This window comes from Oligoflexia bacterium, from assembly GCA_035326705.1.
GTDB lineage: Bacteria > Bdellovibrionota_G > JALEGL01 > JALEGL01 > JALEGL01 > JALEGL01.
Genome location: DAOLES010000001.1, coordinates 37,474 through 53,967 on the forward strand (window position 1 = coordinate 37,474; position 16,494 = coordinate 53,967).

At 34.8% G+C, this 16,494-nt stretch carries 14 protein-coding genes; 7 read left to right on the plus strand and 7 right to left on the minus strand.

From position 1 onward, the window contains the following. The first annotated feature begins 93 nt into the window (after positions 1–93). The 3 genes from gcvH to gcvPB are packed head-to-tail and all read left to right on the plus strand — an operon-like array spanning position 94 to position 3,366. On the plus strand, positions 94–489 hold the full coding sequence (gene gcvH / locus PKC21_00205; GenBank protein HMR23748.1) for a glycine cleavage system protein GcvH: 396 nt from the start codon (positions 94–96) through the stop codon (positions 487–489). A gap of 16 nt (positions 490–505) precedes the next feature. After that, a complete protein-coding gene (gene gcvPA, locus PKC21_00210) occupies positions 506–1,855 on the plus strand; it encodes an aminomethyl-transferring glycine dehydrogenase subunit GcvPA (protein ID HMR23749.1) in 1,350 nt (449 codons plus the stop codon). Further along, complete coding sequence (gcvPB, locus tag PKC21_00215) at positions 1,852–3,366, plus strand: aminomethyl-transferring glycine dehydrogenase subunit GcvPB (GenBank protein ID HMR23750.1); 1,515 nt, start codon at positions 1,852–1,854, stop codon at positions 3,364–3,366. The genes gcvPA and gcvPB overlap by 4 nt, the downstream gene beginning before the upstream one ends. 7 nt (positions 3,367–3,373) lie before the next feature. Here the strand turns inward: gcvPB and PKC21_00220 are convergent, their stop codons facing one another. Then, positions 3,374–4,441 carry a hypothetical protein gene (locus PKC21_00220; protein HMR23751.1) on the minus strand — a complete coding sequence of 356 codons (1,068 nt, stop codon included), beginning with the start codon at positions 4,439–4,441 and terminating at the stop codon, positions 3,374–3,376. A 186-nt stretch (positions 4,442–4,627) separates the two neighbouring features. On the opposite strand from PKC21_00220, the gene PKC21_00225 reads away from it, so the two are divergent. Next, the gene (locus PKC21_00225; GenBank protein HMR23752.1) at positions 4,628–5,146 is read left to right on the plus strand and encodes a hypothetical protein; all 519 of its coding nucleotides are present in this window, start codon (positions 4,628–4,630) and stop codon (positions 5,144–5,146) included. Positions 5,147–5,234: 88 nt separating this feature from the next. Here PKC21_00225 and PKC21_00230 read toward each other — a convergent pair whose 3' ends face one another. The 3 genes from PKC21_00230 to PKC21_00240 form a co-directional block, all read right to left on the minus strand. Then, the gene (locus PKC21_00230; protein HMR23753.1) at positions 5,235–5,930 is read right to left on the minus strand and encodes a biotin--[acetyl-CoA-carboxylase] ligase; all 696 of its coding nucleotides are present in this window, start codon (positions 5,928–5,930) and stop codon (positions 5,235–5,237) included. A gap of 82 nt (positions 5,931–6,012) precedes the next feature. After that, the gene (locus PKC21_00235; GenBank protein HMR23754.1) at positions 6,013–8,751 is read right to left on the minus strand and encodes a valine--tRNA ligase; all 2,739 of its coding nucleotides are present in this window, start codon (positions 8,749–8,751) and stop codon (positions 6,013–6,015) included. Next, entirely contained in the window at positions 8,682–9,821 is a 1,140-nt protein-coding gene (locus PKC21_00240; protein ID HMR23755.1) for a response regulator, read from the minus strand. The genes PKC21_00235 and PKC21_00240 overlap by 70 nt, the downstream gene beginning before the upstream one ends. 105 nt (positions 9,822–9,926) lie before the next feature. Between PKC21_00240 and rsmD the strand changes: the two genes are divergently transcribed. Genes rsmD through PKC21_00255 form a run of 3 tightly spaced genes read left to right on the plus strand, consistent with a single transcriptional unit; the run spans position 9,927 to position 12,136 of the window. Beyond that, positions 9,927–10,478 carry a 16S rRNA (guanine(966)-N(2))-methyltransferase RsmD gene (rsmD, locus tag PKC21_00245; protein HMR23756.1) on the plus strand — a complete coding sequence of 184 codons (552 nt, stop codon included), beginning with the start codon at positions 9,927–9,929 and terminating at the stop codon, positions 10,476–10,478. After that, the gene (gene coaD, locus PKC21_00250; GenBank protein HMR23757.1) at positions 10,465–10,971 is read left to right on the plus strand and encodes a pantetheine-phosphate adenylyltransferase; all 507 of its coding nucleotides are present in this window, start codon (positions 10,465–10,467) and stop codon (positions 10,969–10,971) included. Before rsmD ends, coaD begins: the two co-directional genes overlap by 14 nt. Beyond that, positions 10,955–12,136, plus strand: coding sequence for a pyridoxal phosphate-dependent aminotransferase (locus PKC21_00255; protein ID HMR23758.1), 1,182 nt, complete (start codon positions 10,955–10,957; stop codon positions 12,134–12,136). Before coaD ends, PKC21_00255 begins: the two co-directional genes overlap by 17 nt. A 54-nt stretch (positions 12,137–12,190) precedes the next feature. On the opposite strand, the gene PKC21_00260 is transcribed toward PKC21_00255, so the two are convergent. The 3 genes from PKC21_00260 to PKC21_00270 form a co-directional block, all read right to left on the minus strand. Beyond that, positions 12,191–12,946: a prepilin-type N-terminal cleavage/methylation domain-containing protein gene (locus PKC21_00260; GenBank protein ID HMR23759.1), complete on the minus strand. Its 756-nt coding sequence runs from the start codon at positions 12,944–12,946 to the stop codon at positions 12,191–12,193. A gap of 78 nt (positions 12,947–13,024) precedes the next feature. Beyond that, a complete protein-coding gene (locus PKC21_00265) occupies positions 13,025–14,923 on the minus strand; it encodes a DUF2723 domain-containing protein (GenBank protein HMR23760.1) in 1,899 nt (632 codons plus the stop codon). Beyond that, positions 14,920–16,428, minus strand: coding sequence for an HD domain-containing phosphohydrolase (locus PKC21_00270; GenBank protein HMR23761.1), 1,509 nt, complete (start codon positions 16,426–16,428; stop codon positions 14,920–14,922). Before PKC21_00270 ends, PKC21_00265 begins: the two co-directional genes overlap by 4 nt. Positions 16,429–16,494 lie beyond the last annotated feature (66 nt).

Genomic DNA, 16,494 nt, shown 5'->3' on the forward strand with positions numbered 1-16,494 from the left:
AGGTATTAGGGAGAAAAGTTTTAGAAGAATATGTTAATCTAGTGAGTGTTGATATATTCTGATTGATGAAAAATACAAATAAGGAGTGGAGCTATGGATTTTCCAGAAGATCTTTATTATACGAAAGAACATGAGTGGGTAAAATTACTTGAAAACGAAAGTGCAGTACTAATTGGTATTACAGAATATGCACAAGATAAACTTGGTGATATTGTGCATGTTGAACTACCAGATGAAGAAGATGAAGTGCACGTAAATGAACCTTTTGGTAGTATTGAGTCTGTCAAAGCTGTTTCAGACGTTTATGCTCCTGTATCTGGGCATGTTTTAGAAAACAACAGCGCTTTATTAGACTCTCCTGAAGCAGTAAACGATGACCCGTATGAAGATGGCTGGTTGGTTAAGGTTGAAGTTGAAAATATGGATTTTGTCCATGAGCTCATGAATGCAGAAGAATATGCAGAATTCATTGAGAACGAAGAAGATTAAAAATAAGGACTAAAAAATGATGAGATACTTTTCCCTCACGGAACACGATCAAAAACAGATGTTAGATGCGATAGGGAAAAGTAGCCTTGAGCAACTTTTTGACTCTTTGCCCAAAGAAGTTTTTCATCAGGGTCAATTAAACCTTCCCAGTGTCAAAGAAGAATATGAGCTGCAATCTTACTTTGAATCATTAGCGCAGAAAAACTTTTCTGCACAGAAAAATTACAAAAGTTATTTAGGGGGAGGTGCTTACGAGCACTTTATACCTTATGTTGTGGACGCCTTAAGTTCCAGAGGTGAATTTACTACCGCATATACACCATATCAAGCTGAGATTAGTCAGGGAACTTTGCAGGCCATATTTGAATTTCAATCCATGGTTGCAAGTTTATTGGGTGTTGGCGTGGCCAATGCTTCTATGTATGATGGAGCTTCAGCCTTAGCTGAAGCAGTTTTAATGGCATTACGGATACAAAAAAAACGTCACAAAGTATTCGTTTCACAAGGTATTCATCCAGAATATATTAAGACTATTCAAAGTTATATTGATCCAAGTCAATGTGAAATCCAATACTTACCCTTAGATGAGAACGGTTATACAAAGTTACCAAACTTAGATGAATCGGTAGCTTGTATAGTGGTGGGGTATCCAAACTTTTATGGTGTGATTGAGCCTTTAGATAAGATAGTAGAGCAATGTAAGCAGTATGGAGTTTTGACTATTGCCTGTTTTACTGAAGCTTTGGCCTTTGGTTTACTCAAGTCTCCCGGCGAGCTGGGTGCCGATATTGTTGTTGGAGAAGGACAAAGTTTGGGAAATCCTTTGAGTTTTGGAGGACCATATGTAGGATTGATGGGGTCTGATGAACAATACGTAAGACAATTGCCAGGTCGATTGGTAGGCAAAACTGTTGATTCTGAAGGCACGCCCGGTTATGTTTTAACCTTATCAACTCGAGAGCAACATATAAGACGACAAAAAGCTACATCTAACATATGCACCAACCATTCACTTTGTGCCTTAAGAGCAGCCATTTATATGGGAGCTTTGGGTCAAAAAGGTATAGAAAGCATTGCGCTCAATAATCATGAAAAAACAGAATATCTTAAGTCAGAACTTTTGCAATTAGACGGAGTTGAACTATTGTTTCATGGTGCTACCTTTAATGAATTTGCACTTAAATTAACAAAGGTAACTATGGAACAATGGAAACAAGCCTTTGAAAAAAACAATATTGCTAGTGGTATTGACTTATCAAGGTTTGATAAAACCTTGAACAATGTTCTTTTGGTTAACTGTACTGAGACAAAAACCGAAAATGATTTAAAACGTTATATTGAAGTGACAAAAGAGGTGCTGTCATGAGTCAAAAAAAACAAAGTGATGCTTATAAAGTTCAAACAGAACAACGTTCTTACAAGTATATTCCAAGCTTGCTGGAAAAATCTATTTTTCATGATACGTCCTTAGAAAATAACAAAATCAAATCAAAAAATATTACATCGGTTCCGAAAGAATACATAAGGTCAAGTATTGAGGACTTTCCCAATGTATCAGAGTTTGAAGTGGTACGCCATTACACCAACTTATCAAGACTCAACTTTTCAATTGATGAAGGATTTTATCCATTGGGTTCATGTACCATGAAGTATAACCCAAAGATTAATGATTGGGCAGCCAATTTACCAGGCTTTAGAGATATTCATCCCTATGCATCAGAAAAAACAGTGCAAGGGGCTTTAGAATTAATGTATCTTTTGCAAGAAAGTTTGACTCATATCTCAGGCTTAAAAGCTTGTAGCTTGCATCCTGCTGCTGGAGCTCAAGGTGAATTGGCTGGGGTTAAAATGATTGCCAAATATCATCAAGAGAATAACCAGAGCCATAAAAATACAGTTTTGGTACCAGATTCTGCGCATGGAACTAACCCCGCCAGTGCGGCTTTATGTGGTTTAAAAGTGAGAGAGATTAAAACCGGATCTAAAGGTTATATTGAATATGCTCAGGTAGAAGCCGCTATGGGTGACGATGTTGCGGCTATTATGACAACTGTCCCAAATACTTTGGGAATCTTTGAAAAAGATATCGTAAAGATATCTCAATTAATGCATGATAATGGTGCTTTGGTTTATGGGGATGGTGCTAATTTAAATGCCTTGGTAGGTAAAGCCAGTTTTGGTGCTATGGGAGTAGATGTGATGCATATTAATTTGCATAAAACATTCTCAACACCTCATGGTGGCGGTGGTCCAGGAGCAGGCCCTGTTGTTGTTTCAGATAGGTTGAAAAACTTTTTACCTTCTCCAATTGTTAATAAAGACCCAAAGACTGGTGAATATTGTTTAGACTACTCTATTCCTCATTCAGTAGGGCAGTATAGAGCTTTTTATGGCAATTTTGGTATGTTGGTGAGAGCTTTATGTTATATTTATGCTTTTGGTCATGAGTATTTGGCAAAAATCAGTGAGTATTCTGTGTTAAATGCCAATTATATTCGTAAAGCATTAGAAGCGTACTTTCACTTACCTTATGAAACCGATTCTTTACATGAAGTTGTTTTTTCAGATCAAAAGCAAAGAAAAAATAATGATGTTAACACCATGGATATTGCTAAGCGTTTGATGGATTATGGTTATCACCCACCTACAGTTTATTTTCCACTGATAGTTGACGGAGCCTTAATGATGGAGCCTACTGAAAGTGAGTCTAAGCGGACATTGGATCGTTATATTGAGACCATGATAAAAATAGCTAAAGAATGTAAGGATAATCCCGAAGTGGTTAAGTCTGCACCACATAAAACAGGTATAAAACGGCTTAATGAAACCCAAGCGGCCCGCAATCCTGTTCTGACTTGGTCAAAATTAAATAAATAAAAGATTTTTAGCTACGTCTAGCTTTAAATAATTGCTTGGCTACTTTGCTGACTTGGGGTGAGACGTTTTTATTCTTGGAAATTTTTTGTAAGTCGTTGACATTTAGACTTTTTAGAAAGTTTAAGGCGGTTTTAAACGGTGTTTTAGGGTTGTTGCATAGTGCTAGTTTTAAAGCATAAAGTTTAACCCATTGAGGTTTTGTACTCACAATACGAATCACTTCATCGTGGACACTTTTTAAAGAAGCAATAGCAATGACTTCATTTTCAGTTATTTTTGGACTTTTAACAACTGCGGATGAAACAATTTTATTGCTATCTTTAATTAAAATACTACGAGCTTCTTTATTTCCTTTTAGTGCAAGTTTTATTTTTTGAGCAATGTTCATTTTTTGAATGAGCTGAAAGACGTTGTTGTTTTTGTCTTCATCTTTATCACTTATTTTTACGTTTGATTGACTGGAGTCTTCTAAAAGCTCTTTTGGAATATAAAAAGACATATTGTCTTCCATATTTAAGATGGCGGAAATTTCATGCTCAGATAATTCAGAGGATTCACCATCAACAAAAATACCATTGATCCTTAAAAAGGAAACAGCTTTATCAATCTCATGGCGTGCAACATTTGGGTTCCTTTTTAGTTCTGAAATAATTTTGGGTTCATCTAAATGCTTTTGTTGATTGTTAATAATCAAAGACAATGTTTTATTTTTAGCCTGTGATGCAAGTTTTAGAAAAACGGAATTAGGGCAGTGTTTATTCAGTAAAATATTTTCTATAAGTTGTTCTTGATCATGATAATACTGAGAAAAGAAATCAAGTGTTTTAGGGTGAATATCTTGTAATAAGACACCTTCTAAAACAGGCACAGGAATACTTTTAAGTTCTTCTTGAGCTAAATTAGCAATTTCTGGGTCTGAATCATTGAGAAAATAGGTTAGTATTGTACACAGCTCATTGAGAGGGACTGGCACAGAACCATCTATTAAAGCCAGTTTTTTTTCTTTTGCGGCATCAGCTTTAAGATAATCTTTAATATTTTGGTTGAGCTTTAATTTATAGCCTGTTTTTGACATCTCCTAGGTATTGTACAACATTTTTAAGTTTAAATCAGGTAATCAGTGTATTTATTGTCGGCTACTTTTTATAGAAGTTTTGTAGGTTTTGATGGACTATCATGCACTTGTGGATATTAGGAGAATGTTTGTTTATAAGGTATAAAAATGTTGAGGCTGTATTATTCATCTGAGAAAAGAGATTTTATGAGTTTTAAAAAAAAGGATTTATATATTATTGTTCTTTGCTTGAGTATAGTTGCCGCTTGTTCTCAAGCTGGAGTTGAGTCTCTTCAACGTACTAATCCGGTTTTAATGGAAGGTACGCAGATTGGTTTACTAATTGATCAAAATAATGGCGTTGTCATGATTGATGGTATAACAGTAGCTGAAGGATCAAGTGACATTAGTTCAGCCTTAGATGTTCTTTTAGACAGTGGTTTAAATGTTGTAATCCATGATAATGGCCCATTGGATATAGATATTTGTGCTATTGGCAGTGTTGGGCAGCCAGAAAATGATTGTTTAGGTGATAGCCAAGATAGACAGTGGCTTCTTTTTTATAAAAAAATAAATGACAATGTCTGGACATTACATCAGAGCAGTTCAGCAGAATACCAAATAAGCGATGGTGATTTGATAGCATTTGTTTGGACTGCATATGATATGAACTCTAATCCAATTTTAGTCCCAGATAATGCTTGGGTTCTTGAAAATTTTTTTTAGATTTTCATTATTTGAACAGCGTTTTTTATACTACCACTGTCAAAACTAATGAAAAGTCTGGCTTTTGTAGCAGGACTTTTACTTTTAACTAAAAACTAATATGACCAGAGTAAATAGGAATGGTTTTATTGTCTTTAATTTCTAGCAATAGGGCCCCGTCTTCGTTGATGCCTTTTGCTTGTCCTTGGTAGGTTTGAGTACCTGTATTAACTGAAATTACTTTATTAAAAAGATAGTCATATCGGTGATAGTTTTTCTGAAGTTTTAAGAAGCTATATTCTATATTTGCTAAGCAAGTATCAATGCTTTGTATTGCTTTGCCAAGGAGATGCCAAGGGTGAATAGTTAAGTCTGTGTAATTTTGTGCAAACGCGGGTGAAAACTCATTTTGTTTAATTTTATTGTTTCCAAGGTTGATATTAATACCAATACCAATAATACAAAGGTATTTACTATTGATTTGTGTAACTTCACATAAAATTCCTGACAATTTTTTATTCTCTATATAAAGATCATTTGGCCATTTAATTTTTGCTTTGATGTTAAAATATTGCTCTAGGCTATCCCTTAAAGCTATTCCAACCAGAAGACTTATTTTTGCGATATCTTTGTTGGGTATTTTTAAATTTTGTGCATGAGAAAAAAACAAGTGTTTTCCTGGAAGAGTTTGCCATTGAGATTGGTTTCTTCCTCTGCCATGGGTTTGTTTATAAGTAAAAACAGTGGTTTTATTAGGAGCACCCAGATCTAAGAGTTTTTTTAAAGCATCTTGCGTGGAGCTCACCTCATCAAGATAAAAGCACGGGTAGAAAAAATCATGGGCAGTGTTTTTAAAAAATTTTGATAAGCATAATTGAAAAAGAGCGTTATGCATGATCTAAACGGTGTAACTCTTGTTCAATTTGCTTAATTTGTTGTATGGCTTCTTGTAAGCGTAATTTGTTTTTTTCTAAAACATCTTTGGGTGCTTTATCTACAAAAGACTTATTATTGAGACGTTTTTCCACGGATTCTTTTTCTTTATTCGCTTTAAGCAAGTTTTTTTGCAGTCGATCAAGTTCTTTATTGATATCAATAATGCCTTGCCAAGGAACAGTTAAGGTTGACTGAGTATGAGCAATTTTAATGCTTGAATGAGCCTGCTTACGGATGTCTTCAGGTAAATTAGAGTTCTCAATAAATTCAACTCTGCAAAGACGTTGAATATAGCGTTTAGACTCATCAATATTACTTTTATTAATCAGTTGATTAAAATCAGGAATATAAACTTTATTGATTTGTTGACTTGGAGCAATTTGGTTTTCCGCTCTAAATTGTCGTATGGCTTCAATAATATTTTGTGTGGTTTGAAAATCATGTACTTTTTGATTTTCCAAGGCTTTATTTTTAAGGGCTTTAGGATAGCTTTGCCAACCTATAGCATGGTAAGTGGTGCTCTGTTCAAGCGGCAATTCTTGCCAAATTTTATCAGTAATAAAAGGTGCAATTGGGTGCAAAAGTCTTAGGGATGTTTCCAGTGCGTGAACTAAAACCAGCTGGGTTTTATTTTTAAGTTGTGGCTCATCCAAGTCGGCTTTTGCAACTTCTAAAAACCAGTCACAATAGTTTTTCCAAATAAAGTTGTATGTTGCTTGAGCGGCTTCATTAAAACGATATTGATCTAAAGCCTTTCTTACCTCATCAATCAAAGTCTCTAGTTCATTAAGTATCCAATGTTGAGCCATGGTTTGTGGAGATGTTTGATTTAATTCATCGCTTGTGAAAACTTTATCTTCACTTAGTTGCGATAAAGTGAAGCGTGCCGCGTTCCACAGCTTAGTCATAAAATTTCTATAACCCTCTATTCTTTTTTCAGATAAAAGGATATCTCTACCTTGAGCAGCAAATGCGGTCAGAGAAAATCTAAAAGCATCTGTTCCATAAGTATTCATTAGCTCTAGAGGGTCAACAACATTGCCTTTAGACTTGGACATTTTTTTACCCTGTTCATCTTTAACCAAAGCATGAATGTGAATGGTGTGAAAGGGGGCTTGGCCCATAAACTTACAACTCATCATCATCATTCTGGCAACCCAAAAAAAGATGATATCAAAACCGGTGACCAATACTGAGGTGGGAAAAAACTTTTTTAAATCATCTGTAGACTCAGGCCAACCTAAGGTTGAAAATGGCCACAAGCCAGAAGAAAACCATGTATCTAAAACGTCAGGATCTTGCTGAATGTTTTTTGACTGACAGTGCTGACAATAATCAGGATCATCAATGGTAACAGTTTTTTCTGAACAATTGTCACAATACCAAACGGGAATTTGGTGTCCCCACCAAAGTTGTCTAGAAATACACCAGTCTTGTATATTCTCCATCCAATGCTCATAGGTTTTGGTCCATTGACTAGGAACAAACTTAACGTCACTACTTTTTACAGCTGCTAAAGCAGGTTCAGCTAATGGTTTAGTTTTTACAAACCACTGTTCAGAAATTCTAGGTTCAACCACAGCTCCTGAACGGTCACAAATTCCAACACTGTGTCGATGCGGTTCAGTTTTTAACCATAAGTTTTTATCTTTTAAGCTTTGAATAATGTTTTTGCGGGCTTCAAAACGATCTTGAGTATGAAAGTCTGATTCAGGACAGTCAATATGCCCACTTTTATCTAAAATGGTAATGTTATCTAAGTTATGGCGCTTACCCATTTCATAGTCATTGGGATCATGTGCTGGAGTTATTTTTACAGCGCCTGAGCCAAATTTAGGATCAACGTATTCATCAGCAATGATAGGTATTGTTCGATTAACAAAAGGATGCACAACTGTTTTTCCAATTAGATTTTGATACCTTGAGTCATTTGGATGAACAGCAATGGCAGTGTCACCAAGGATTGTTTCTGGGCGAGTTGTTGCCACAACGATATGTTCTGATGCATGATCAGCAAGCGGGTATTTAAAATAAACCAATTGGCCATCAACTTCTTCATGGTTGACTTCAAGATCTGAAATAGCTGATTGAAGGGCGGGACTCCAGTTAACCAAATAACTAGAACGGTAAATAAGACCCTCATTGTACAAATCTACAAAAACCTTACGCACGGCGTAACTTAAACCTTCATCAAGTGTAAATCGCTCTCTGCTCCAGTCACATGAAGCACCTAAGCGTTTGAGTTGATTAATGATAGTGTTGCCAGACTGTTCTTTCCATTGCCAAACTCTGTCGACAAAAGCTTTACGGCCAATTTTCTGTCTTGAAGTACCTTCTGCGAGTAAGTTTCTTTCAACAACAGCTTGAGTTGCAATACCAGCATGATCAGTTCCTGGTAACCACAGGGCTTCATAACCGTCCATGCGTTTATAACGAATCAATATGTCTTGTAAGGTGTTATCCAGTGCGTGCCCCATATGTAAAACCCCTGTTACATTGGGTGGGGGGATAACTATGGTAAAGGCATCTTTGGAACTATTGGCATTGGCTTTAAAAAGCGCTTGATCAAGGGAGTCTTGATAAAGTTGTTGTTCAAAAGATTCAGGCTGATATCGTGTATCTAATCTTTGGTTAATCTGCTGATTTCTTCGCGTATCATCTTTTCCGCTATGTCTGGTACTACTTCCCATGCTATGCGTTCAATAACTTTTTCAAAGACTTTTGTCACGATAGATTCTATTTGTTGATCAGAAAGTTGTAGGTTTTGAACACTGTTTTCAGAGCTAAAATTATGGTTGCTTACAGGTATGTCATCAAAACTTTGTAAGTCAGAATGGTCACTGGGGTAGGAAGTCTCAGTTTTTTGTAGATGTTCAATTACATCAGTTTCAACAGGTTCAGCATTAACAATCTGATCATTGGTTTCAGGGCTTAGTGGGGAGTAATTGGGTTCTTTTTGCTCAGGCTTGGAGTGAAAAGAATCAGCATTGGCTTCAAGGATGTCCTGAAAGTCTTGACTAAAATTGATATCAGTAGATTCATTGGTCGTTGTCTCTAAGTTTAATTCCTGATGTTGAGTTGTGTTAGAGCCAGAAATAGAATCTAAATTTGAATTGACATCGATACCTGAAAGATCTGAATTATCAAAGGCAAAATCACTGATTTCAGGGGAGTTGGAGCTGTAAATATCATCTTGGCTTTCATCTTCAGCTATGGCTTTCACATTCACTTCTGCATCAGTTAAGGCAATATCATCAACAGAAGAAAAACCGATATCATAGCTTGATTCAGTTGACGCCGCATGTGATGATCTGTTAGTGGTAGCAATATTATTTTTCTCTGGACTGTATTTTGGAGTAAAAAAGCTTTCTTCATCGCGTGTAGGCGGAGATGACAAATGGTTAAGGTAACCATGAACTTTTTCTGATATCTCTGAAGTTTCAAAAGGTTTTAGAATAAAATCTTGTGCTCCTATTCTTTCCAACTCAGTATCATCTAGGGGGTTTTGTGCGCTAGCAAGCATAATAACAGGGGTTTGTAAGTACTGGGGTAAAGTTCTGAGCTGTTTGCAAAGCTCTATACCATTTTTATCAGGCATACTTACGTCAAGAATAAAAAGATCAATCAATTGTTGTTGACTTTGTTCCCAAGCTTCCCCAGCAGAAGACGTATAAATAACATTGAAGTCACTGTGAGATAAACTGATATCAATTGATTTTTGAATGATGGTGCTATCATCAGCTACAAGGACAGTTTTCATAATTAAGGTCTCCAGACTTTAAAGTGCTATCAGTAAAGTATGATTTTTAAAGGAAAAAATGTCAAGCGATAGCGCAAATTAACAACAAATGATACATAGAAGCTTATGCGAATCATTGGTGGAGAGTTTAGAGGGAGGCGTTTGAAGGGGCCAGGAAGCAAAAATACATTCACTCGGCCTATGTTAGATAGAGTCCGAGAGTCATTATTTAATATTTTAAGTGACAGGGTTTTAGATACGGAAGTGATTGATTTATGTGCAGGTACGGGCTCTATAGGTTTAGAAGCTTTAAGTAGAGGTGCTAAGTTCTGTTTATTTATTGAAAAGAGCAGCCAAAATGTGCGAACCATTAGCCATAATATAAACTCTCTTCAAGTAGAAGGTAGAAGTAAAATTGTTAAAGGTGAATTGCCTAAGGCTCTTAAACAAGTCCGGCAAAAATTTGATCTTGTACTTTTTGATCCACCTTTTGCTTTAGCTCTGGCAGAAGAAACAGTCCCTGAATTGATTAAACTCAACTTGCTTAACCCTGGTGCTATTGTTGTTGTTGAAAGAAGTAAGTTAAGTGAAGACTTGGCTTTTTCACAACTAAGTCTTGAAAGTAAAAGAATAATAGGGGATAGTGTTCTTTGGATATTTAATTATGACAAAAACTAAAAATAATATTGTGGTATATCCAGGTTTTTTTGACCCAATGACCTTAGGACATTTAAATATTATTGAAAGAGCTGCAAAAATATATGAGCAAGTGATCGTGGCAATAGCTGCAGATTCACCAAAAAAATCTTTGATTACTTTGCAAGATCGTATAGAGCTTGCAAAAAATGCTTGTACTAGCTTTGACAATGTTGATGTTGAAGCGTTTAGCGGACTTTTAATGCGATATGTTAAGTCTAAAGATAGTCATGTTATTTTAAGAGGAATAAGAACGGTTTCAGACTTTGAATATGAATTTCAAATGTCATTGGCCAACAAAAAACTGGAGAGTAGTATTGAGACAGTTTTTATGATGACGGATGCAAAATATTCTTTTTTAAGTTCAACCTTAATTAAGGAAATTGCTCGTCTTAATGGTAATATAAGTGAAATGGTTCCTCAAGAAGTTGAAAGAAAAATGAAAGAAATTTTTGCCTATGAACTCACTTGTTAAAAATTTAAAAGCATCTGCAACACTGGCTCTCAACCAAAAAGCCAAAGATTTTATAGCTCAAGGAAAGCCAGTTATTAATTTAACAACGGGAGAGCCTGATTTTAAAACTTCTGATAGAATCCAAAAAGCGGCAATTGATGCGATAAAATCTGGTAAACACTTTTATACTGCATCTGCAGGCATTATTGAGTTAAGGGAAGCAATCGCAAAAACGAGTCAAAGTTTTTATCAAAAGTCTTATAAAAATGAGAATGTTATTGTTACCAATGGCGGTAAACAAGCATTGTTTAATGCCATGTTTTCTATATTGGAGCCTGAAGATGAGGTGCTGATATTAAAGCCTTATTGGGTGTCTTATCCAGAGATAGTTAAACTTTGTAAAGGCAAACCTGTATTGGTTGAAAGTCATTTTGAGAAAAACTTTCTGCCTGACATTGAAGATTTAAAAAAAGAGATCACATCAAAGACAAAAGCACTTATTATTAACAGTCCTAGCAATCCTACCAGTCAGGTTTTTCCCAAAGCATGGATAGAAGAGTGTCTTAGTGTTTTAAATAAAAATGCTCCACAAGCCTATGTTCTAACAGATGATATTTATGGAAAACTAATTCTTGACCAACAGACTTATTTTTCTGCCGCCATGAGCGGAAAATTTGATCAGGATAAAATTATTGTTATCAATGGTCTTTCTAAAACATATTCCATGACCGGCTGGCGGGTGGGTTGGGCATTAGCCCATGAAGATATCATTTCCGCAATGACAAAAATACAGTCTCAAACAACTGCCAATGTGAGTGCTATTTCTCAATGGGCTGCCTTAGAAGCGGTTAGTGGTAATCAAAACGATGTCCAAGTTATGCAAGAAACATTTATTCAAAGAAGAAATGAATGTTTAAAAATAATAAAAGATATTCCTAGATGTAAAGTGCTTGAGCCGCATGGTGGGTTTTATTTCTTTTTTGATGTCAGAGAGGCGATGAAAAAAATGGGTTTTGAGTCTGATATTGAATTAAGCAATATGTTACTTGAGAAGTATTTTTTAGCTTTGGTTCCCGGCAGTGCTTTTGGAAAAAATGGTTTTTTAAGAATGAGTTTTGCTGCGAATATGAACCATCTTACTGAAGGTTTGAATAGACTAAAACAAGCTTTTGCGCTTAAAGAGTGAAAATTTGAAAAATATATTTAATCAATAAAGTTTAAATAAATTTGAATATTCAACTTACTCTCCAGGATTAATTTCAAATATTCCGCTGGTTAAATTTAATTCACCATTATTTGCATACATACTTCTTTGCAAAACCCAAAGATCAGATCTTAATAGAGGATTGTAAGTTGAGTTGTAGAGCACATTTGCTCGTGTGTAACTATGATGAGTACTGTCACCATCAGTGTCAGCAACTGCTCTAACAGTCAATGTTTGATTGAGGGGGACACCATAATTTGCTTGCACCCATGAGTCTCTGCCTGCATAAGCAGTGAATTTGCTTACGGTAGGGTCCAATAAAAAAATATTGTAGGTTGCATTTTGTGATCTGACATATTCTCCAAGAAATTTATTGTTAGCATTATAGCGGTTAGATGAGGTTATAAGACAGTCTGTACTGTTAAAAGTTAATTTTGACTGAAAAAAACATATGTATTTTTTTTGATTAAGTGGATGTTGGTGACGAGCTGTTGTTCTACCATTGCAGGTTTTGCTATCGCTCCAGTAGGTTGATAAACCAGCAAATGAATAATTTGGTTGACACATCAGGGTTCTATTTTGATGTAAAAAGGGCTGTGTTTTGTAATATAAGGTTTGAGAGTCTACAACTTTTCTTAATAATAATAATCCTTCAGACTTGTATGCATCGGCAATATATTTTCTGTATTGTGGAACCCCTACTGTTGCTAAAATTCCTACGATTAAAATAGCAGTCATTGCCTCAACAAGACTAAAACCTTTACGAAGGTGATTTATATTTAATGTCTTCATATTGATATGATGTTTTTTGTATGTAAACTGCAGTAGGAATATATCTCAAAATATCAAGATTGGTCAAATTGGAAAAAATTATTGAATTTTATGTAATAGATATTGGTGTGCTTGTTGGTACTGTTCAGGGTTGATGCGAAATTTTTCTTTGAAGCTCTTTAGAAACTCTAAGGCTTGTTCTGAAGAAGAGTTTTTTAAAACCCCTTGAGTTAAAAGCAAGTAGGTATTGAGACTTGGATTCATCTTTAAAATAACATCAATAGTGTTTTTTGGAAGTAGGTTGCACTGAATATAGTAATACACAAGTGTTTCAATGCCGTGATTAGGCTCAGGCAAAAATAAAGGAGTATGCGTATCCAATAGAAATGGTGATTGAAAGTTTTTTTCTGGATACGGGCATGCTTCTTGACTTAGTGGAAATTGATAAAACTCTTCTAAGAGATTTATAGCAGCCAATAAATCTTGCTGCCTAAAAAACTGTTTGCTCCACTGGACAATAGTATAAGTACATATTGTTTTTTCAATAGAACTAAAGTCATATTTTAGTTTAGCTTGACAGTAATTGAGTAACTTTTCTTTTTCTTGGCTAAAATAATTTGAACTTAAAAACAATTCGTTATCATTAATGGTTTCATTTTCTTCAAAAACTTTTGTTGTGTATTGGTTTTTAAACAAAGAAAGATGTTTCTTTTGATACCATTTGTTTTTAGCTAACTCAGCAGGAATAGTCCAGTGATCAGGTTTAATATTTTCAATGTATTGAGCGTACCAATAGTTAAAGACCCAGTGATCACTGGTTAGTATTGATACAGAATTGTAAGGAGTTTTTTTTAAAAAATGCGATAAAATTTTTCCTACTTCGCTGCCATTGGTTTTAAGGGCACTTGTAAAATAATAGCTTTGAAATATGATTAAAAAACTTGCCAAGATAGAAGTATAGCTAGTTTTCCACTGAGTGAATGTTGTTTGACTTTGTAAAAGAATATGCCAAGAGAAAATAAGTATTGAAAAACACAAGATGAGTGCATAGCCATGTATATCAGGATTTTCAAAAGTATATGGTAAGATGAGCCATGGAATAGTGTTTATAAGGCTAAAAAATAAAAAAAGAAAAGTTTTTTTTGAGACGAGTTTGCTGAAGTTTATGAAAATAAGTGAGGGCAGAATAAAAAATACAAATGGTAGAATGATTTTAAGCAGCGATCCAAAATGATCAATATTATAATGCAAACTCTTTAGTGAGAAAGAGCGTGCATAAGTTTTTGCAAGAATGAAGTACATAAAATCAGAAAAATTTTCAATAGGCATCATCATTACTTTTAGATTACTGTGCGCTCTTATGACCAAATAGAGATTACAAGCAAAACCTATGAAGAAAAATATATTTAACCAAGCTGTTTTTTTAAGTTGTTGCCAAGTGTTTTTATTGTAGGTCTTGATAAGAATATGCAAGCAATAAAGAGCAAGTATAAGTGTTTGAAAAAATGCCATCAAAGTGTGCACACAGAACGCTAAACCACAAATAAATGCAGCTAGATACAAATATGGCAAGTGATCTTTTTTCATGAACTGATGAATACAGTGAATGTTTAATAATGCTAAAAAAAGAATCAACGTGTAAAGTTCTATTCTCGTAATTTGTACTGCTAAGGAAGGTATTGTTAATAAACTAATATAAATAAGAATTTTTTGGAAATTGTTGAGTTTTTGATCCTCAATTATAAGTTTGTATGCCAAATAAACGCTTGCGATACCCAAAAGACATGAAAATAAAGCACTTCTAAACGCTATACTACCAAACATAAATAAATTACAAAACGCGTAATTGAGTAAAATATAAAACGGCTGTCCGGGGGGGTGTGTTAAGCCAAGAGTAAAAGATCCGGTGACGAGTTCTGCAGAATCATACCAGCCGGGATATAAGCCGATAAAAATTAAACAGTATAGGAAGGATATGCCAAGTAAGACTCGATTCATTTATGAGTTGCCTTGTACACATTTTTTTGGATAAAAAGATTAACTAAGTCAAGTTCAATTTTTTGTCTTGCAGCTTCTTGCTTAAGAATGGTTAAGGCATCTTTTATGGGGAGAGCTTTTTTATACGGCCTATCAAGAGAAACCAGAGCATCAAAAATATCTGCTACAGTCATTATTCTTGATTCAAGGGGTATTTGGTTGCCTTTTAAACCCCTTGGGTAACCAGAACCATCAATTTTTTCATGATGACTAAAAGCAATTTCTGGAACTTTTTCAAAACTTCTTGTCCAAGGAATTCTCTGTAAGAACATAAAAGAGTTGGTAACATGTTCTTGTATTTGTAGACGTTCTGCCTGGGTTAAGGTGCCACTTTCAATTTTTAAGCGTTGCAATTGATCTTGATTGACAACTATACGCGTGGTTTTTGCGCTTTCTTTTATAAGTTCTAAAAGTTTTTCAATTTTTTCTAAAGCATGCTTTGTTGTCTCTCCAGGTTGATTGGCAGCAGTTAGTAATGTTTTAAGTTGGTCTATGTTTTTTTTCATTTGGATGACGTCAAGGTCAAATTGGGCAAATAAATGAATATCAACTTTTTTATACTGTTCAAGATGATCTATTTTTAATTGAGCATAATACAATGTAAGTTCATTTAAAATAAGATCTAATTCATTGAAAATTGCAGGAAGCTCATGTGGATAAAGCTTATTTGCCTTAGATAAAATATGCTCACGTACCCCAATTTTTCCAAAGTCATGCAGAAGGGCCGCAAACTCTATTTGTCGAAATTGTGAGTGATCAAAATTAATGTTTTTAAATTGTCCATGATTAATATCGTTCACTTCTTGGCTTAAGCTTAAAGTTAATTTAGCAACTCTTTCTGAGTGCCCAGACGTGGTGGGATCACGTGATTCAATTGCAGTAACTGAAGCTCTGATAAAACCTTCAAATAAGTTTTTTATATCCTCATTGCTTTTTGCACTGACAATAGAAACTGCAGCTTGGTTGGATAAGCTTTTTAAAATAAACTCATCTCTTTGATTAAATGAGATAATATTTTTTTCTGGAGATAGTTTGTTGAAAAACTGCAATACGCCAATAAGTTTGCCCTCATGATCTAAAAGTGGTGCGGATAGAAGCGAAATACTTTTGATTGTTCCTTGATGATCAAATCGTGGATTAAAATTAAAAGGTAAATCTGATTCGAGTTGATGGACATCTTCAATATTTAATAAACATTTATGGCTTGCTACATAACCGGCCAAGCTATGGTTATCAATGGGAAATGTTAATTGTGCCTGTTTATGTTGTAAAGAAAAGTAAACAAGTTGCTTGGAAGTAATTGGGCTTGAAGAGTCTACATAAAAGAAAGAAGCTTTTTGACACCGTAAAATATCTTTCCCTTTTTCTAAAATGATATGTAAAAGATCAGAAAGGTTTTTTTGGGTACCCAAGGCCACACCAATGGTTAAGAGGTCATGAAAATCTTTTTCGCTTAGTTGAGTCATTAAATTTTCTTCATTAATGGCAATGATGATATATTAGCATCAGTAATTGTCAAACAATATGCAGGT